This window comes from Metabacillus sp. RB-C-LZQ-3-1, from assembly GCF_058315175.1.
The window spans coordinates 344,110-363,898 of the sequence record NZ_JBZFLI010000001.1 but is presented as its reverse complement, the minus strand read 5'-3'; the positions used below and the strand labels follow the sequence as shown (position 1 = coordinate 363,898).

At 36.4% G+C, this 19,789-nt stretch carries 19 protein-coding genes; 4 read left to right on the top strand and 15 right to left on the bottom strand.

What is annotated here, in order from left to right; translation table 11 throughout:
* Positions 1–28 precede the first annotated feature (28 nt).
* Positions 29–616 (bottom strand): YgaN family protein, encoded by a 588-nt coding sequence (locus tag AC4GZ8_RS01985; protein ID WP_491080122.1) that lies wholly within the window; start codon positions 614–616, stop codon positions 29–31.
* A 100-nt stretch (positions 617–716) separates the two neighbouring features.
* Positions 717–1,331, bottom strand: a complete 615-nt coding sequence (locus tag AC4GZ8_RS01980; protein WP_491080121.1) for a TetR family transcriptional regulator — start codon at positions 1,329–1,331, stop codon at positions 717–719.
* Positions 1,332–1,571: 240 nt separating this feature from the next.
* On the opposite strand from AC4GZ8_RS01980, the gene cyoE reads away from it, so the two are divergent.
* Positions 1,572–2,480, top strand: a complete 909-nt coding sequence (cyoE, locus tag AC4GZ8_RS01975) for a heme o synthase (protein ID WP_491080120.1) — start codon at positions 1,572–1,574, stop codon at positions 2,478–2,480.
* Positions 2,481–2,544: 64 nt separating this feature from the next.
* Here cyoE and AC4GZ8_RS01970 read toward each other — a convergent pair whose 3' ends face one another.
* From AC4GZ8_RS01970 to AC4GZ8_RS01945, 6 genes are all read right to left on the bottom strand, one after another.
* Positions 2,545–3,132, bottom strand: a complete 588-nt coding sequence (locus AC4GZ8_RS01970; RefSeq protein WP_491080119.1) for a histidine phosphatase family protein — start codon at positions 3,130–3,132, stop codon at positions 2,545–2,547.
* A gap of 30 nt (positions 3,133–3,162) precedes the next feature.
* A complete protein-coding gene (fabZ, locus tag AC4GZ8_RS01965; RefSeq protein WP_491080118.1) occupies positions 3,163–3,588 on the bottom strand; it encodes a 3-hydroxyacyl-ACP dehydratase FabZ in 426 nt (141 codons plus the stop codon).
* Between the two features lie 111 nt (positions 3,589–3,699).
* Positions 3,700–4,113 (bottom strand): GNAT family N-acetyltransferase, encoded by a 414-nt coding sequence (locus AC4GZ8_RS01960; RefSeq protein WP_491080117.1) that lies wholly within the window; start codon positions 4,111–4,113, stop codon positions 3,700–3,702.
* A 149-nt stretch (positions 4,114–4,262) separates the two neighbouring features.
* Positions 4,263–4,463, bottom strand: a complete 201-nt coding sequence (locus AC4GZ8_RS01955) for a hypothetical protein (RefSeq protein ID WP_491080116.1) — start codon at positions 4,461–4,463, stop codon at positions 4,263–4,265.
* A gap of 106 nt (positions 4,464–4,569) precedes the next feature.
* Positions 4,570–5,097 carry a Rossmann-fold NAD(P)-binding domain-containing protein gene (locus tag AC4GZ8_RS01950; RefSeq protein WP_491080115.1) on the bottom strand — a complete coding sequence of 176 codons (528 nt, stop codon included), beginning with the start codon at positions 5,095–5,097 and terminating at the stop codon, positions 4,570–4,572.
* 28 nt (positions 5,098–5,125) lie between these two features.
* Complete coding sequence (locus tag AC4GZ8_RS01945; protein WP_491080114.1) at positions 5,126–5,947, bottom strand: sugar phosphate isomerase/epimerase family protein; 822 nt, start codon at positions 5,945–5,947, stop codon at positions 5,126–5,128.
* Positions 5,948–6,396: 449 nt separating this feature from the next.
* Between AC4GZ8_RS01945 and AC4GZ8_RS01940 the strand changes: the two genes are divergently transcribed.
* Positions 6,397–7,248 (top strand): DUF2935 domain-containing protein, encoded by an 852-nt coding sequence (locus AC4GZ8_RS01940; protein ID WP_491080113.1) that lies wholly within the window; start codon positions 6,397–6,399, stop codon positions 7,246–7,248.
* Positions 7,249–7,322: 74 nt separating this feature from the next.
* Here the strand turns inward: AC4GZ8_RS01940 and gntK are convergent, their stop codons facing one another.
* The 3 genes from gntK to gnd form a co-directional block, all read right to left on the bottom strand.
* Positions 7,323–8,864 (bottom strand): gluconokinase, encoded by a 1,542-nt coding sequence (gene gntK / locus AC4GZ8_RS01935; protein WP_491080407.1) that lies wholly within the window; start codon positions 8,862–8,864, stop codon positions 7,323–7,325.
* Positions 8,865–8,919: 55 nt separating this feature from the next.
* Positions 8,920–10,263 (bottom strand): GntP family permease, encoded by a 1,344-nt coding sequence (locus AC4GZ8_RS01930; protein WP_491080112.1) that lies wholly within the window; start codon positions 10,261–10,263, stop codon positions 8,920–8,922.
* Between the two features lie 67 nt (positions 10,264–10,330).
* Positions 10,331–11,227, bottom strand: coding sequence for a phosphogluconate dehydrogenase (NAD(+)-dependent, decarboxylating) (gene gnd / locus AC4GZ8_RS01925; RefSeq protein WP_491080111.1), 897 nt, complete (start codon positions 11,225–11,227; stop codon positions 10,331–10,333).
* Between the two features lie 151 nt (positions 11,228–11,378).
* Here gnd and AC4GZ8_RS01920 point away from each other — a divergent pair, with 151 nt between their 5' ends.
* Positions 11,379–12,233, top strand: coding sequence for a MurR/RpiR family transcriptional regulator (locus tag AC4GZ8_RS01920; RefSeq protein ID WP_491080110.1), 855 nt, complete (start codon positions 11,379–11,381; stop codon positions 12,231–12,233).
* Positions 12,234–12,277: 44 nt separating this feature from the next.
* On the opposite strand, the gene pepF is transcribed toward AC4GZ8_RS01920, so the two are convergent.
* Positions 12,278–14,074 (bottom strand): oligoendopeptidase F, encoded by a 1,797-nt coding sequence (gene pepF / locus AC4GZ8_RS01915; protein WP_491080109.1) that lies wholly within the window; start codon positions 14,072–14,074, stop codon positions 12,278–12,280.
* A gap of 339 nt (positions 14,075–14,413) precedes the next feature.
* On the opposite strand from pepF, the gene AC4GZ8_RS01910 reads away from it, so the two are divergent.
* Positions 14,414–15,778, top strand: coding sequence for an MATE family efflux transporter (locus AC4GZ8_RS01910; RefSeq protein WP_491080108.1), 1,365 nt, complete (start codon positions 14,414–14,416; stop codon positions 15,776–15,778).
* Between the two features lie 682 nt (positions 15,779–16,460).
* Here AC4GZ8_RS01910 and AC4GZ8_RS01905 read toward each other — a convergent pair.
* The 3 genes from AC4GZ8_RS01905 to AC4GZ8_RS01895 are packed head-to-tail and all read right to left on the bottom strand — an operon-like array spanning position 16,461 to position 19,767.
* Positions 16,461–17,243, bottom strand: a complete 783-nt coding sequence (locus tag AC4GZ8_RS01905; RefSeq protein WP_491080107.1) for an enoyl-CoA hydratase — start codon at positions 17,241–17,243, stop codon at positions 16,461–16,463.
* Positions 17,244–17,255: 12 nt separating this feature from the next.
* On the bottom strand, positions 17,256–18,596 hold the full coding sequence (locus AC4GZ8_RS01900) for an acetyl-CoA carboxylase biotin carboxylase subunit (RefSeq protein ID WP_491080406.1): 1,341 nt from the start codon (positions 18,594–18,596) through the stop codon (positions 17,256–17,258).
* 31 nt (positions 18,597–18,627) lie between these two features.
* Positions 18,628–19,767: an acyl-CoA dehydrogenase gene (locus AC4GZ8_RS01895; protein WP_491080106.1), complete on the bottom strand. Its 1,140-nt coding sequence runs from the start codon at positions 19,765–19,767 to the stop codon at positions 18,628–18,630.
* Positions 19,768–19,789 lie beyond the last annotated feature (22 nt).

The window sequence follows — 19,789 nt, the reverse complement described above, 5'->3', positions numbered from 1 at the left end:
CCTTTATATGAAGCTATCAATATAACTATTATTTAAATTCACACCTAAAAAGATAAACGGATTGATACTGTTTCAACTCTTCTTTATGATGATCAATTTCATCATAAAAATCCGGAGAAAATGTTCGCATCTCATTTTTATCATCAACATAGCTAATGCTTGCTAGCACCATTTGCCCCTTAATCGGTATAGTTTCAGATGGATTTGGACCCCAAACAGCTCTTTCTTCATCTATCATTTCTGGGCTCCAACCTGTTGCTGAACCATCCTCACTCTTAATACTAACTGTAAATAGAGATTCATTATTGTTTTCTTCTATTAGTTTTGACGTGGTAAACATGAGCATTCCTTCTTTTCCTATTTCTGAGGTGATTCTGTTTATTTCTCCGACATATGCTCCAGATTCGTACTTTTCAACCCAAACAGATACCTCTTTATACGAATTATCTGTATGAAAATCAAATACAAAGGATTGCTCTGTTGTTGTCGAAAGGAAAAAATCCTCTCTTTCTGTTATTTCACTGGAGGAAACAATATTCTGTTGATTCATTCCGTTACATGCAACAATGAAGAAAAGAAGAAAAATCGATATAATTGCAGGGACATGTTTATTCATTCAGTTCTCCTTTTTCGGGTATGATCCCTCCATTATTTATATATATTGTAAATATTACCATATTAAAGATACTATGTTTATGAAAATTTTAGAACTTTCTCTATTGCTCTTTTTCTGGGGAGAGAAGCAAATTCTTCAATGCCTTTCCATATAGCCCCAATGGAACATTATCCTCAGTAATGAAGTGGAAAATGGACATTCCGTTTTCTAACGAAACAATTGTCCATGCCATTTCTACTGATGAAAGAGTAAGCTCATGATTCTCTTTCGCCATTAATATTTCGATAGATTTGGAAATTTGCCCCACTGATTTCGTGATCATTTCAGACCATTGTTTTCGAGCAGATTCATTTCGCATTGCATATAGAAGAAACTCCATATTAAGCATACTCCACGTTCGGTTTTCCTCTTTCACCATATAAAAGTACTCTTCCATTTGATCAATAATTTCTGAAAGTGAATATTGTTGTTCTATTAATCGATGAACATTCTTAATATGTATATTCATTTGTTGTTCCAAGAGGCCCAAAAATAACTCTTCCTTTGAATCAAAATGACCATACACTGCACCCTTACTAAATCCAGCATGTTCTGCAATTTTCTCAACTGACGCACCGTGAAAGCCCAACTCAGCAAAGATTTCAACAGCTGATTCTAATAGTAACTTCCGTGTTTCCTCTTTTCGCTCCTTTTGCGATAATCGTTGTCTACCCATTCTCCATCCTCCTTTTTCTTGACAATCATACCATCTAGAATTAATATACCATGTAGTATTTATATTCTATTTAGTATCCAAAAGATTCACAATAGCTTTTTAAAATACGGCTCTATTGTAATAGATTGTTGTTTATTATCCTTTAACAACATTCACATTACTTTTATAAAGCAACAAGGCTTGCGAAAACAGCCTAATATACAAATAACTTTCTATTAAATAAAAGGGGAAAAGAAAATAATGGGTGAGGAAGAAAACCAGCAAAAAACTTTGTCAAAAATATTGGCACAAACGATAAAAACAGGAATTATTAAATCTAACCTGATTCCCATGTTTGCCGGATTAACATTGTCATTGTATACCTATCAAATAAGCATTTTTGAGAAATTACCTGATATCATTTTAGCTTTAATCGGCTCTATCTTAGTAATTGGGGCAGCAGGCGCTTTCAATAATCTTTATGACCGGGACATCGATTCTATCATGCAGAGAACAAAAAACAGACCTACTGTAACGGGAGAGATTAGACCTAAAATTGTACTGTGGATCGGTATCCTCATGACTTTTTTCGGAATAATAGCACTTGCATTTACAACACCTTTAGCAGCATTTCTAGGATTCCTAGGTTTATTTTTTTATATCTTCCCCTATACAATTTGGAGTAAAAGGAGAACAGTTTACAATACAGAAATTGGGAGTATCTCAGGTGCAATGCCTCCTCTTATTGGATGGGCGGCTATGTATCCAGACATTTCACATCCTGCTATTGTTGGGTTGTTTATCATCACTGTTATTTGGCAAATGCCGCATTTCTATGCCATAGCAATAAGGAAACACGATGAATATAAGGCTGCAAATGTACCTATGTTGCCAGTTGTAAAGGGAGTTAAGAGAACATATTTACAAACGAACCTTTATTTAATTGTATTAATTGGTATAAGTTTTCTTTTTCATTCTTTAAGCACTGGTCTTATGTTAGTAGCACTTCTTTTAAGTGTTGCATGGCTTATTTTAAGTGTTTTCGGTTATAAAAGGATGGATTCTGAGAAATGGGCAAAATCAATGTTTATTTATTCCTTAGTCCATATGACCATTCTCTTTTCAACTGTTATTATCTATTCTCTTATGGGGATATTTTTCAATTTATAAAGTAGCTTTATGGAATGATTATGATTAATAATAAAAATGAATCAAATATTGATATGGCCATCAATTACATGTAATTGGTGGCCTTATATGTATAACTAGAAATACTCCAATGCTTTGTGCTTTTTATTTTCTGTCCGTTCCATCCCCTTTTTAAAAGCTCTTTTGCAAGTAATAGATTAAAAAAGCCATGGCCAACAACGACAACCGAATGATATTCTTCAGCATATTCTATTAATTGAACAGCTGCTTTTTTTGCTCTTTCCTTTGCACTCTCATACGATTCACATCTATTCGAATAGCCGCAAAGCCATAAACATCTTAATATCGCGGTCCATACTTGCGGATTTAGTTTTATATTGCCTAATTTTGTTGAAGGTATAGGCAATTCTACTTCCCGGAATAAGGTATCTGTCATAACAAGTACATTATTTCGTAATAACTTAGCAGATTCTATTGATCTTTTTAAATCACTTGTAATGAAAACTTTAGCATGAGCCACCTTTTGAAGAGTAGAAGGTGGAAGGTCTTTTTCTTCGACCACCCCACTTAAATTATAGCTATGAACCCATTCTTCAAACTCTTCGCAATTTTTCTTTTGGTTTTCATTCAACACTGACTTTCCATGTCTAATGAGCGAAATTTCCCAACTCAATTTATATCGCCACCCTACGGTTCTAAAAATTCATTCACCAAAAGCAAAAAGGATCTCTGTTTCACACACAAGTTTTCCATCAACAGTTGCTTTTCCTTTCCCTTTTCCGAATGCCCCTTTAATTCGGATTATATCAACTTCTAGAATTAATTGATCTCCTGGTTTTACTTGATGCTTAAAACGACATTGATCAATACCCGCTAGAAAGCCTAATCGACCTTTATATTCATCTTTCGTTAGCATTGCAATCGCACTCACTTGAGCTAAAGCTTCGACAATGAGTACTCCTGGCATAACAGGATAATCAGGAAAATGACCATTAAAAAAACTTTCGTTTATCGTGACATTTTTTATCCCGATTGCTTTTATGCCTGCTTGTATTTCGACAATTTTATCAATTAATAAAAATGGATAGCGATGTTGGATCATTTCTTTTACTTCATTGATATCAATCATGTAACCCCTCCACTTATAGGTATCTTTTTCCATTTTAACACTTGTTATTAGTACTTGGTACTAATTTTTAACAAAAAAAAAGATCAGTGTTTTTATTATTCACTGAACTTTCTATAGGATGAGGGACATTCCTGGTGCATCCTGCTCTCTTTCCTCAAAACCTAACTTTTTATAAAATTGTTGTTTTCCTTTTGCAGAGAAGAGCTGAATTGATAGGATTCCAGATTCTTTACATTTTTTAAGAAGCTGCTCGATCACTTGTTTCCCTAATCCTTGATTTTGGTATGTTGGATCTACCATGACATCACAAATTAATGCTTGATACACACCATCTGATATCATTCTTCCAAATCCAATCAATTTTTCCTGATCATAAATTGATATATGAAACCAGCTGTTCTCAGCAGCTTGATATAATTGTTCTCTTGTATATGTTCCTTTTTTACTTTTTATTAATCCACTCGCTTCATGCAACTGAACAAATTGTTCAAAAGAAGGAAGTTCATTTGAATACGTATAATTCATTCTATTCACCTTCTAAATCATCATGTATTTCTATGTATCTATATATATATTTATACAGTAAGTTGAATAAAAATTCAATCGGAATTTTCACTATTTTTGTTAAATAACAAAAAAGACGAGTTTCCCCGTCTCAATTGCCTTCAACTAAATTATTTATCGTCATCCCGATCTTCTTCACTTTCTACTAGCGGTCTTCTTCCCCACAACATTCCCCATGGATCTCTTCTTCTTTCATGACGGTCATCATCATGATCATGGTCATGTTTTTTTTCAGTAATGATTTTTACTTCTTTAGCATGAATAACCAAATTGTCTACTCTAATTACTTGTTCTTTTTTCGACTTAGACATTTTTCCTCTCCCCATTCTTTTTAAAATCGTTACATTCTATTCAAGAATGGGTAATAGGGTATAGGCTAATGTCGGTGTTTCTAGGTATTCATTTAATCTTTTGTCTTTATGAAAGTGTTCCTATCGTATTTACTTCTTTCTTTTCTTTAATGGAGTCGATCACACCTTGGCTAATTTCATCATGGCTTAGCCACCTAAGACTATGTCCTTCCTTTTTAAATCCTAATTGAACTTGATGGTATGTACATAACTCTGATAGATATAAATTCTTTTTTATTTCTGATAAATTGGCTTTGCTACCTAAGACGTGGTAAACATGAAAAGGTTGTCCTTCCTCTTCTACCATATTGAGCAGTGTTTGTAGTGCCCTAGGTGCAGTAGAGTGAATCCACGAAACAATTAACTCAATGTGACAGTTTCCTAAAAGGCTATGAATACTTTCTACGAATTGTTCGTCATTTGTATAATCGACATAGACAGGAATGATTTTGCTTGGATGATCTGCTTGACTTTGAAGATGGTTCATCTTTTTGGCACTTCTTCCTATGACATACACACGGTCGTAATGTTGTGCGAGCCAAAGTGAAACCTTTGATAACATGCCAGAACCTCCAATAACAAGAGCACACTTCATCTATATCCTCACCACTTTATTCCGCTATTTATAAATATTCCTTAGCGACAGCCTTAACTCGTTGAATACCTTCCCAAAGGTTACCAGGTCCATCATATACTAATGTAATCGGACCATTATAACGATGCTCCGCCACTATATCTAATGATTGACGAAACTCATCTTCATCGATTATTCCATGTTGATCATAATTTGCTTTTGCGTGCACGGACTCAGCATATGGCATTAGATTCTTTATCGAATCGTATTTCACATCTTTGTTAAAATTACCAAAATCCACTGTAAGTCCTAACTCATTGTCAGATAGTAATTCAATACAGTTTTCCTTTGTAGAAGAAAGCGGTTTAAAATTTTCAGTTACAACACGGACTTGTTTTGGTAAAGCGTACGCCACTATTTCTTTCAAGCTCTCCTTTGAACGTTTTAATGCTTGTATATCTGTGGGAGGTGCTTCCCCAGCAATGACTCGAATGCTTTTAGCACCAACGACTGAAGCAATATCAACCCAATTTTTTATATATTCTATATCAGCTTTACGTCTATTTTCATCAGAAGAGCTAATATCACCATAATCGACTAGTAAACAATGAAAATTCATTCCTGACGTTTCAAATGAATGTTTCAACTGAAACAAGTAATCTTTCTCGAGACTTGGAAAATGAAAATGACAGACTTCTAATGATTGAAATTGTTGTTTGACCAAAATAGCTGGCAATTCAAGTAATGTCGTATTTTCCGGTTGTTGTTCGATCTTCGTTTTATGTGTTTTTTCATTTTTATCCCAATACGTCCATCTTAACGGTCCTAGTTCTCGATGAAGACTCCAAGTTGTGAGTGATAAATGCGGCATAGTCAAACTCCTCCTTATGGTTTCTTACTTAATACATTCACCGTGAGCCTACTGTCTTCCTGCTTTTTAGACTAACCGTTTAGAGGAGCTTTTAAAATTATTGGCAAAAACGCATGTAACATCAATCACTATATGGATTTCGATAAAAATATTTTTCATTCATAGTGAACAGCAGCCAAGGCAAGAGAGTTATGGAAATCATAAAGAGTTTTGTGTTCCACATGTTATCCAGAACCCTCTTCTCATTTTTTCATATATTTCATTTTCCAAGATTGAGGAATTTTGGGTATGTTATGTAAATCTCATGATAAATAGCCAAATATGATCAAAAATTCATTTCTGCCCCTCCTCTGTCATAAATATAAAACCAATAACTGTTTTAAGTACTGAAAAAGAATGACTTTTTAAATGTTGTAAGAAAAGAGTCTATATAATAGAGGTGGGAAAAGATGACAACCAATTTGATACCTATTTGGGATGAGCATTTATTTTGGTTAGAGGTTCTACAAGATCATGCTTATTTTGTGAGGGATCATCTCTCTGTGAGTGAGGCTGAATATGTCAATACATCACAGCAGTATATTCATTTGTTTGGTGAACTCATCTCCATGTTACACTCGATTCCAAGAACAGTTCAACATACTGATGAAAAGATGATTTACTTTGCTAAAAGAGCATTGCAAGTCGCAAAAGGCTATTATGAATTTGAAGGGAAACTGCAATCACTTCGGATTGATAATAAGGTGAATTTAAATTTGTCTCCTACATATTTAAATGGAACACTTGCAGAGAATCAAGAGTACCTGCGTATTTTAACTTTCTTAGTCCAAGGGAAAAAACCTGTTCCTCTAACCTTAGTTGACCTAATGGACTTATGGCTGGAGGATCAATTAGGCCACGTGCTTCTTTTTCAAAACTTACTTGACCCAATCGAATTGATGGCAACTAGACAAGCAGAGGTCTATATTAGCAGTTATCAAGCTTTTATAATTCAAAATCGCCATTTAAAAGGTTATTTGAGATTTAAAGAACCTAATTTTCCTCGGCAGAAAGAATTTGCAAACGATGTGGGTAAAACGACCATTGAAATGAGCAGGTTTATTTATCGTATGGTGATTAAATATAAAGAAAATACGATCCTAAATAAATCAACTCTTCGCTTCCTTGAACATCATTTTCCGGAAACATGTTATTTTATTAAAAAGTTAAGTTATTACGCACCGGCATTACGTGAAGAAGCCAGTAAATGTTCCTTGAAAAGGCCATCTTATTCCAACTATCAAAACGGCAATATGAATTGATGAAAAAAGAATAATAAAAAACGTCGAGTATCAAATTTTACTCAACGTTTTTATATCATTAAATCCTTAATGTATTATGAAAATCTCTGTTGAAACGCACTAATCTCATCGTATTCATTTTCCAACAGTCTTGAAAGTCTAATAAATATTGGCATTAGCTCGCGATAGGCAGCTGTTGCTTCTTTATTTGGTTGATGTGAATGAATAGATCCTACCATTTTTTCTACTTCACTTAATGAATTGAGTTCACCAAAGCCGTACATTCCTAAAACAATAGCACCTAAACATGAGCTTTCAAAGCTTTCAGGAATCGTAACCTCTTGATCAAATACATCGGCAAGCATTTGTCTCCAAAGTACAGACCTAGCAAACCCTCCAGTTGCTTGAACGCGCGTAGGAGTCCCAATTAATTCTTCAAGAGCTAAAAGCACACTATAAAGATTTAACATTACACCCTCAAGGACAGCGCGAATCATATGTTCTTTTTTATGGTGCATTCCCAATCCAAAGAAAGAGCCTCGAGCATTTGCATTCCATAAAGGCGCTCTTTCTCCTGCCAAATACGGATGGAATAGTAGTCCATTTGATCCTGGTGGTACTGTCTCGGCTATTTTTGTTAACACTTCATATGGATCAATTCCTAAACGTTTGGCTGTTTCAACCTCAGCATTTGCTAATTCATCACGAACCCATCGGAAAATCATTCCGCCATTATTTACTGGCCCACCAATGACCCAATGCTTATCGGTTAGGGCATAACAAAAAATACGGCCCTTCGGATCTGTCACAGGTCGATCTGTGACCGCACGGATCGCACCACTTGTCCCAATTGTTACCGCAACAACACCTGGTTCAATGGCATTTACACCAAGGTTTGAAAGAACTCCATCACTTGCGCCAACTACGAAAGGAGTATTTTCTGGAAGTCCTGTCAATTTTGCGAATTCAGGAGATAATCCTTTTATCGTATCTGTTGTACTAACAGGTTTTGATAGCTGACCTTTTGTTACGCCTGCAACCTTTAGTGCTTCTTCATCCCAATCTAAATTTTCTAAATTAAACATACCTGTTGCTGATGCAATGGAATAATCAATAACATACTCACCAAATAAACGATAAAACACATATTCTTTTATAGAGATAAATTTATATTGCGGTTGCATTAATTCACTATGCTCATTTTTCAACCATAATAATTTAACTAAAGGAGACATCGGATGAATCGGTGTACCTGTACGCAAATAAATTTCATGACCATTGTAATCATTTTTTAGTTTTTCCGCATATTCCGCACTTCTGTTATCAGCCCATGTAATCGAACGAGTGAGTGGAGTTCCTTCGCTATCCATCACGATTAAGCTATGCATTGCTGAACTAAACGATACAAATTGAACTTCATCACCAGAAACATTCGCTTCTAGCAAACTATTTTTCATCACCGTTAACACAGCTTGAAAAATTTCCTCTGGGTCCTGCTCAGCTGTTGCTGGTGTTGGTGTATGTAGAGGATACTCTACACCATAGCGACTGATTGCTTTCCCTTCTTTATTAAAAATAACAGCTTTTGTACTTGTTGTTCCTATATCGACACCCATCATATAATTACTCATGAAAATTCCTCCTAAAATGAGAGAAAAGGGAAAACCCTAATAGGTTGTCCCTCATCCGAAATTATGCAATAAAAATCCCTAAAATTAATGCAACTCCGACACCAACTAAACCGATGATCGTTTCCATCACAGTCCATGATTTCAATGTGTCTTTTACACTTAATCCAAAGTAACGGCCAACTAACCAGAAGCCTGAATCGTTTACATGTGATAGAACAGTTGCACCTGAAGCGATTGCAATAACGAGTAAACCTAAAACTGGTCCTTCCAGAGCTAAAAGCTCAATAAGTGGAGCCATTAATCCTGCAGCTGTTACCATTGATACTGTTGCAGAACCTTGTGCAACACGTACAGCTGCTGCAATTAAAAACGCTAACAAAATTGGTGGCAACGGAGAGCCTGCCATCATTTCACCAAGTACTTCGCCTACACCTGAGTCAATTAAAATCTGCTTAAATACACCACCAGCACCTGTAACTAAAATAATGATCCCTGCCGGCTCTAAAGCTTTCGTAGCAATATCTTGTACTTCTTGACGAGAATATCCACGTTTTGTACCTAAGAAAATAAATGTTAAAATTGTTGCAATCGTAAGTGCCACAAATGGGTGACCTAAGAATGTTAAAATTTGACGAACTATATTTCCATCTTCTAATAATACACCTGAAACCGTGTTCAGTAAAATTAATACTAAAGGAATCATGATTAATGATGCAATTAATTTAAAGCTTGGTAGTTCTTTATCATACTCAATTTCTTCAAGATTCATATAATCTGGTACAACAACATGTAATTTTTTCGAAATATATTTTGCAAAAAGCGGTCCTGCTAAAATCATTGCTGGTACACCGGCAATTGCCCCGAATAAAATAACCCAACCAAGATCTGCTCCAATTAAATCCGCAACCGCAATTGGACCAGGTGTTGGCGGTATAAAGCTGTGAGTGACTGCTAATCCCGCTAATAAAGGAATTCCATAATATAAAAGAGATTTTCCTGTTTTCTTTGCTAATCCATAAACAATTGGTACTAAAATAATAAATCCAACATCAAAGAATACCGGGATGGCAACAAGAAAACCTGTTACACCTAATGCCCATTGTGATTTATCTTCACCAAATTTTTTCACAAGAGTTTGGGCAAGACGCTCAGCTCCACCTGAAACCTCAAGCATTTGTCCAAACATAGCCCCTAAACCGACGACAACAGCTACGAACCCGAGGGTTCCGCCCATTCCATTTTGCATCGAAGTAACAACGTCATTTAAAGGCATACCTGCTAAAATACCTACAATTAAACTTACTAATAATAGCGCAACAAACGCGTGTAATTTTGTACGAATGACTAAAAATAAAAGAAGAAAAATGCCTGCTAAAGCGACTAATATTAACATTTGATCTGACATATCTGTCACTACCTTTCTATGATGTAACAAGTTCGATTTCTTATAGCTTTTCTTTTTCCAACCAATTTTATTTTCTTTCTACAGCATGGCCGCCAAATTCATTACGCAATGCCGCCACTACTTTTCCTGTAAAGGTATCCTCCTCTAATGAGCGATATCGCATCATTAAAGCCATTGTGATGACTGGAGCAGCAGTTTGAAGATCTAAAGCTGTTTCAACTGTCCATTTGCCTTCACCAGATGAATGCATAATCCCTTTGATACCATCTAGCTTTTCATCCTTAGAGAATGCGTTTTCAGTTAACTCCATTAACCACGAACGGATCACAGACCCATTATTCCACACTCGTGCAACTTTTTCATAATCGTACTCAAAAGGGCTTTTTTCAAGTAAATCAAAACCTTCAGCAATCGCTTGCATCATTCCGTACTCAATTCCGTTATGAACCATTTTTAGAAAATGGCCGCTCCCAGCTTTTCCAGAATATAGGTAACCGTTTTCAACCGTGATATCTTGGAAGATAGGTTCGATTTCTTTGAATACCTCTTCATTTCCACCGATCATTGTACAAGCTCCATTTCGAGCACCATCTACTCCGCCGCTTGTTCCACAGTCAAAAAAGTAAATTCCTTTTGATTCACATATTTCATTTCGTTTTAATGAATCTTTATAATGAGCGTTTCCACCGTCTATTATCCGATCTCCCTCTTCTAAATGTGGGAGCATTTGTTCAAAAACAGATTGTGTTGCCTCTCCTGCGGGAACCATTAGCCAAACTGTTCTTGGTTTTGATAGTTTACTAACAAGCTGTTCAATTGAATCAGCCGTTTTCACTCCCATAGAAGAAATTTTTTTCATAGATTCTTGATTTAGATCAAAGGCAACGACATCATACTCTTTATCTACTAAATTAAGAGATAATTGATATCCCATTTTTCCTAAGCCTATCATTCCTATTTGCATGTCTTATCATCCTATCTGTTTGCGGAATAAATTTTCTTGATAGTTCTATTATAAGAAAAAAATTTCTTTTTGCAAGCGTATCCAGAAAAATATTTTTTCTTTCTTTGAAATTTAGTATAATAAAAGAAAGCCCTATCAGGAGTGAAGCATAATGAAAAAGTCTCAAGATCCTTGTCTAGTCACGATTCGAAAGCTTTATCCAAAGTTTAGTGTGACGGAAAGAAAAATTGCCGATTATATTTTAAAAAATCCTAATAAGATTATTCATTCTTCCATTAATCAATTAGCTGAGGATTTAGAAGTCGCAGATTCAACTGTTTTTCGTTTTTGCAAACGAGTAGGCTATAAGGGTTATCAGGCCATGAAAATAGCACTAGCTTCAGAAGTCGTCTCCCCTCTTCAGGATATTCATGAAAAAGTGAGTGAGGGTGATAGTGTAGATACGATTGCAACAAAAGTTGTTCGTTCAAATATGAAAACGCTTGAAGATACACTCTCGGTCTTAAATGAAGAGCAGATACAATTAGCGGTGGATAGCCTAATCGGTGCTAACACAATAGAGTTCTTCGGAAGTGGCGGTTCGAGTATTATTGCACTTGATGCCTATCATAAGTTAATACGGACAGGCTTAAAAGTGCATGCTGTCATTGATACTCATTTCCAGCTCATGGCTGCATCACAAATGACGGAAAAGGATTGTGCCGTCTTTATCTCCCACTCAGGATCATCAAAAGATATCCTTCACATTTTAAATATTGTGAAATCAACCGGCGCAAAGATGATTGCGATCACAAACTATGCCAAATCACCATTAAGCGCCGCGGTCGATATTCCTTTATTTACTGTATCAGATGAAACAGAATATCGTTCAGAGGCATTGTCATCACGAATAGCACAATTAACGTTAATTGACGTTCTGTATGTAAACATCTTGTTGAAGCGAGGCAAGGAAGGGAAAGAAGCGTTAGACAAAATGAGGGAAGCAATCTTAGTTAAAAGAATTTAAACAAAAAACAGAGATGATTAAAGGGTCATCTCTGTTTTTTTCGTTTATTGTAATAAAGAAGTAAGTTCATTCACTAACTCACTAAATTTTTCAAGTGAATTTTCAATAGGCTCTGATGATGTTAAGTCTACACCCGTTTTCTTTAGTAATTCTAATGGATAATCAGAGCTTCCGCTTTTCAGGAAATCCAGATATGATGTGAGTGTATTTTGATCACCTTCAAGAATTTTGGTTGCGATATGGATCGCAGAAGCAAAACCAGTCGCATACTTATACACATAAAATGGACGGTAAAAATGAGGAATTCTTGACCATCCGTATTTTACCTCTTCATCAAATACGACTTCATCACCATAATACTCTCTAAACAGTGTTTCATACGTTTCATTAAATACATCAACATTTAATGGGCGACCTTGTTCAGCTAATTCATGTGTTTTCATTTCAAACTCTGCAAACATTACTTGTGTAAAGAATGTTCCTTTGAACTGATCAATAAAATGATTGACTAAATGCTTTCGTATATCAACGTTTGTTTCAGTATTTAATAAATAGTTGATCAGCAGAACTTCATTGACTGTTGATGCTACCTCAGCCACAAAAATACTATATCTGGCCGTGATTTGCGGCTGATGAAGAGAGCTTAATTTACTATGTACTCCATGGCCGCATTCATGAGCTAATGTAAACAAGCTATCAAGATCATCTTGATGATTCAAAAGAATAAACGGATGAACACCATATACGCCTAAATTATATGCACCTGATCGCTTTCCAGGTGTTTCTCTTACATCAAGGTAACGTGATTGTTTAAATTCCTTGAGTGTATCAATATAATCCTCACCTAAAGGAGAAAGTGCTTTGCACATGATATCATACGCTTCCTCATATGAAATCACCTGCTTCACACCGCTTACAAGCGGAACACTCATATCATATTGTCTTAATTCATCAACCTTCAATGTTTGTTTACGAAGGGTTGAATATTGATGCAAGGATGATAAATGTTCTTTTGTAGACTTTATAAGGTTTACATATACCTCTTTTGGGACATTATCACCGAATAATGCTTTTTCTAATGCAGATGGGTATTGACGCAGTTTTGCCAGTGTTACATTATTTTTGATCGCTGCTGAAAGTGTGGAGGCAATTGAATTTTTCAACTGAACATATGGCTGATAATATGCTTTGTATGCTTCTTTACGCTTGTTTCGATCCTCATCTTCTATTAGCTTTGCATACATTCCTCTTGTTAACTCGACTTTTTCACCATTGTCGGTTGTGACTTCTCCAAATTTTATATCCGCATTGCTCAGCATACCGAATGTATTACTTGGAGCTGAAAGTGCCTCCCCTAGTTTTGAGACAATTTCTTCTTGCTCTTTACTTAATACATGCTTTTTATAGCGAAAAGATTCCCATAAATCTTGTTCAAAATAATCGAGCTTTTGCTCTGATGCAATATAAGCTTTCAATGTTTCTTCTTGTAGGCTTAAAAGAAACGGCATAAAAAACGAAGTTGAGGAGCCTACCTTTACACTCAATTGTTTTGCTTGGTCTAATAATGATTGAGAACTTGTTTGCCTTGTATCTTCATCCACTTTAAGCATGGCATAAGCATAAAGTTTATTAAAGGCATAAGATAATTCTTCCTGTTTCTTTAAAAAAGAATAAAGGGATGGACCATCATTGATCTTTCCATCAAAGTTTTTTAATTCCTCCGCTTTTTTAGAAATGGATTGATAATCTTTGTCCCATTCGTCTATGTTTGAATACAGATCAGACAGATCCCATTTTTCATGATCTGGTACTTCTTCTCTTGATTTATATGTAGTAGTCATTTACTTCTCCCCTTTCTAAAAATACAAACTACAGGCAGTTTTCATAAGATTGTTGCTATGTAATAAGTATAGGGAAAGGTTGATTTCCGCTCCAATCAACCTAAACAATCTATTTGCAAAAAACCTATAAAAAACAACACCTATAGAAAAGTGCCCTTACTTACAATACAATATATTCTATAAAAATTACATATAGCCTTCTTTGCGAGTAGATTTGTTTAATTCAATGTTTAAAATTTTTTATAAACAAAGGAGGAAATCGCTTTCAAAAATAGATAGACAACAATCTTTTTCCTCATTAAAATAAAATAGATAACTTTGGAAAGCAGGGATACGCGTATGATGAAAGATTGGAAAAAGATTTTGCTGTTAGCTATTCCTTCGATCGCGTCGTTTGCTTCCATGACGCTGACAGGAACAATCAACCTCATCATGGTTGGGCAATTAGGTGCACTCGCAATTGCCATTGTCGGAGTTTCCAACATTATTATGTATAATGCTTGGGCGATTTTTTCCGGAATTGGTCATACAGTCAATTATTTAGTTGCACAAAATTACGGTTCCAATCAAATGAAAAAAGGAGTAGAACGAACTTATATCGCTTTTTATTTATGTATGATTGCAAGTATTCTAATCCTTCTTGTAGGGCTTTTGTTTCCCGGGGACATTTTTCGAGTGATGGGAAGTTCTACTGATATGATTATTGAAGGTGAAAGCTATTTACAAATTCGCTTTTTTGCAATGATTTTTTCCGTTTTTGTCTTTGTATTCCATGGCTTTTTACGTGGGATTGGTGATACAAGAACACCTATGATCAGTGCGATTATTGGAAATTTGATCATGATTTTCCTTACATATGGGTTAACCTACGGTAATCTTGGAATGCCTGATTTAGGATTAAAAGGTGCAGGGATTGCCTTTTTAACGGGAGAGATTGTGACGTTTCTCATTTGTGCATATGTTTATTTTATTAAACTTCACACTACATTCGAAACCAGAACTATTGTCCCATTTAACCGCTTAGAATCTGCCCTTATCTTTAAAGAAAGCTCAAAACTAGGATTCCAGGAGTTTTCAATGAGTATGGCTATGTTTGTGTTTACCGCATTTGTTACAAGATTAGGAACCCATGCCTTAGCTGCGAATGAAGTAGCACTTAGTGTCATGAGCCTTGGCTTTATGCCTGCATTTGCCTTTGGTTCAACCGCAACCATTTTAGTCGGCCAGGAAATTGGAAAAGGCAGGCCTTTAGAAGGGAGAAAGGCAGGGACAAATACAGCCATTTTAGGAAGTATTTTTCTATTATTACTAGGGGTTCTCCAATTTTTCCTTGCCGAACCAATTGCAAAGATTTATACAAGTGATCCATTGGTATATGAGCTGGCTGGAAAGCTTATTATGATATCCGCTTTTCTTCAATTATTTGATGGATTACTAAACTTCTATGCCGGCGGATTAAGAGGGATTGGTGATACTTCTTTCTTATTGAAAACATCACTTGTATTAGGATGGGTATTCTTTATTCCATTAAGCTATGTTCTCACCTTTACCCTTCAGTTATCCAGTGTCGGCGCATGGATTTCATTGTACTCTTATCTTGCTCTTTTCGGGATTACGGTGATGGTACGTTTTTATCGTATGAACTGGTCAACAATAAAAATGAAAGTTGTTACGAATGAAATAAAACAAAGTATTAGCTCTTAGTAACAAAAGCGCAAGCGCCTTGAATAGCCTCGGGCAAATAAGACGCAAATGAATAGAAGACGTTCTTTGTCTACAATTCATTTGTGACTAGACCCTAGAGGGGCTAGGCGCTGGCAGTCAAAAACGCGACGTCCTGTCGTATAGACTGCATTTTCACATCCTGAGCTTCGAAGCTGGATGCGGCGCGCTTATCCACAGTACAAAAATTTTATCATTGCCTGGACGATAAAAAAGGTGAATGTGAAATGTGATCAGCCATCATTTCCATTCACCCTTTTTTATAAACGACATTCTAGTTAACTAGATTTTAACCATTTAAAAAATCCAACTTTCCCCTGTCCCTCACACGTGGCACATGCAATCAACCCTTGACCGTCACAGGTAATGCACGGTTGGTTACCCACAAGTCTAAACCCCTCACCAGAACAGTCTTTGCAATTGAAATGTTTACTACCATTACAGCTTTTACACTTCATATGATTGCCCTCCTGTTTCAATATTGGAGCTTTAAAAAGATTCATTTTTGATCACTTACAAGAAAAAAGCATCAATGATTAGTTTGTAAGATTTGCTCTCAATAAAATATATTTCACTATCTGAGGGCTTATGCTTGTTTAAAAAATACAAAATCATAACCTTTCGATGACACTTATTACATTTTATCTACAAATCGTGTCACGTTTTATTCACCTGTATAGTTTGGCGCTCGCTTTTCTTTAAATGCTTGTAATCCTTCTTTCCGATCCTTTGTTGGAATCGTTAATTCGTATGCTTTTCTCTCTATAGCAAGTCCAGTTTGTAAATCAACTTCAAGTCCTTTATCAATAGCGAATTTTGCCTGAGAAACGGCTATTGGAGCATTTTCGACAATTTGTTTGGCTAAATAAACGGCTTCTGCTTCAAGAGAGTCCGCACTAACGACAAACTCTACTAAACCGATTTTCAGTGCTTCTTGTGCTGTTATTTTTCTTGCCGTAAAAATTAATTCCTTTGCTCTCCCCAATCCAATTAATCTAGGCAAACGTTGTGTTCCTCCCGCACCTGGAATGATGCCAAGTGAAGTTTCCGTTAATCCAAGAATAGCTTGTTCTGAAGCAATTCTTACATCACATGCTAAGGCAAGCTCTGTTCCACCCCCAAGTGCTGCGCCATTTATGGCAGCAATGACTGGCTGAGGCAATAACGCAATATGTTCTATCATTTGCCGAATACAATTTAAAGTCTGTCTCACCTCTTTTTCAGTCATTGAAGCTCGCTCTTTTAAATCTGCTCCAGCACAAAAAGCTTTCGTTCCTTGTCCTGTTATGATGACACATCTTACCGCTGAATCCGATTTTATTTCATGTAAGATGCTGTCAAGTTCACTTACCATTTGCCTAGAAAGGGAGTTAGCTGCATTGGGTCGTGTTAAGGTGATTTTTGCGATATTTTCTGCTATTTTACTGAGTGAAGCAGCTTTTGCCATATGCTCACCCCCTTAATTTTTTATATATTTTTCTATAAAATCTGTTGCTGTATCCCCTTTATGGAAGGCAGGGTGTGTAATCACTTTCCTCAATAAAGGGATATTTGTTTTGATTCCTTCTACCTTGTAATTGGACAGTGCTCGATCAAGGTTTATAAGTGCTTGTTCCCTGTTCTCCGCTTTTACAATAAGCTTTGCAATCATCGGATCATAAAATGGAGTTACATTTGAATTGCCATGAACACCTAGCTCATGTCTGACCCCTTCTCCTTTCGGTAGACTAAGATTTGTTATCATTCCAGGAGAAGGGTAGAATGTGACTGGGTCTTCTGCATAAACCCGTACTTCTATTGCATGACCATTACACTTTATCTCATTTTGGCCAAAGGATAATACTTCTCCCGATGCAATACGAAGCTGTTGTTCGACTAAATCAATTCCTGTCGTTTCTTCTGTCACAGGATGCTCCACCTGTAATCGTGTGTTCATTTCTAAAAAATAGAAATTTGCGTTTTCATCAACTAAATACTCAATCGTCCCAGCATTTTTATAACCGATGGCTTTAGCTGCTTGAATGGAGGCCTCCCCCATTTTTCTTCTCAGTTCATTATCAAGACATACTGATGGTGCTTCTTCTACTATTTTTTGATGCCTACGTTGAACCGAACATTCTCTTTCTCCTAAGTACACGGTATGACCAAAAGAATCAGCTAAAATTTGCATTTCAATATGTCGCGGGCTTTCAATATATTTTTCAAGATACATCTCTGCATTCCCAAAAAACGCCTTTGCTCTCTTTTGGTTCCCCTCAAAAGCATTGATCATTTCCTTATCATTTCTTACAATTTGCATGCCAATTCCTCCGCCACCTGCAGAGGCTTTTAACATTATTGGATAACCAATTTTTCTCGCAATTTTTACTGCTTCATCCGCAGTTGGAATTGGTGTTTGAATACCAGGTACAATCGGCAAACCTGCTTTTTCCATGGTAATCCGAGCTTGAATTTTGCTCCCCATAGATGTAATGACATCGGGAGAAGGTCCTATAAACACAAGTCCCTCCTCCTCACACCTTCTAGCAAACTCAGGATTTTCAGAAAGAAAGCCATAGCCAGGGTGAATTGCTTCCGCTTCAGAACTTTTCGCCATTTCTATGATCTTATCAATCTTCAAATAACTGTCTGTGACACGTGGCCCCCCGATAAGATAAGCTTCGTCCGCCAGCCTTGTATGTGGTGCATCTTGATCTGCCTCTGAATAAATTGCAACGGTCTTAATGTCTAGCCTCTTACATGTCCTTATCACTCGCACGGCAATTTCCCCGCGATTGGCGATTAGGATTTTCTTAAACATCTGTTCCACCTCACTTTCTCTCCGCTATGTGCTAACACCCAATTTGCCGGGCAATAACCATTCGTTGAACCTCTGATGTTCCTTCTCCAATTTCCAATAATTTCGCATCACGAAAAAACCGCTCTACCTGATATTCTTTCATATAGCCGTATCCTCCATGAATTTGAATTGCCTGGTCACATACCTTCATACACATTTCAGAGGCAAATAATTTTGCCATAGCCGCTTCCTTTTTAAAAACCTTACCTTGGTCTTTAAGCCATGCAGCTTTATACACCATGTTTCTTGCTACCTCGATATGCATCGCCATATCAGCAAGCTTAAATTGAATGGCTTGAAATTTTGACAAGCTTTTTCCAAACTGCTTTCTTTCTTTTGCATATTGTAACGACTTTTCATAAGCACCTTGTGCAATTCCAACCGCCATGGCAGCAATTCCTATTCTCCCGCCATCAAGGGTCGCTAAAAATTGCTTATATCCTTTTCCTTCTTCACCAAGTAAATTCTCCTTGGGAATCGTCACATCTTCTAAAATAAGCTCGGTTGTGTTCGATGCATTCAAGCCCATCTTTTCGTAATTAGCATGAACTGTAAACCCGCTTGCATTTGTTGGTACTAAAAAGGCACTTATCCCGTTTGTACCTTTGGATCGATCTGTCACAGCTGTGATGGCTACATGTTCTGCGAAGCTAGCATTTGTAATAAAACATTTGGAGCCAGAAATCACCCAGTGATCGTTTTTTAATGTGGCAGTTGTTTGTGTCCCACCTGCATCAGAACCGGCATTTGGCTCTGTTAAACCGAATGCCCCAAGGTATTCTCCTTTACATAGTGGAGTTAAATAGGTTTCTTTTTGTTTTTCTGTTCCAAATAAGTAGATAGGTGCTGCACCTAATGAAATATGAGCAGAATAAGTGATTCCTGTTGATGCACAAACTCTGCTTAATTCTTCTACAACAATCGCAAAACAGGTTGTATCTGCCTCTGCCCCACCATATTTCTCTGGAAAAGGTAAACCCATCATACCCAGGTCAGCTAACTTTCCAAAAATCCCCTTTGGAAATAACCCGGTTTTATCTCTTTCATCTGCCCCTGGTGCAACCTCGGCGTCAGCAAAATCACGTATTAGCTTCCGAATCATCTCTTGTTCCTTCGTTAATTGAAAATCCATCCTCTCAAACCCTTTCATTCTA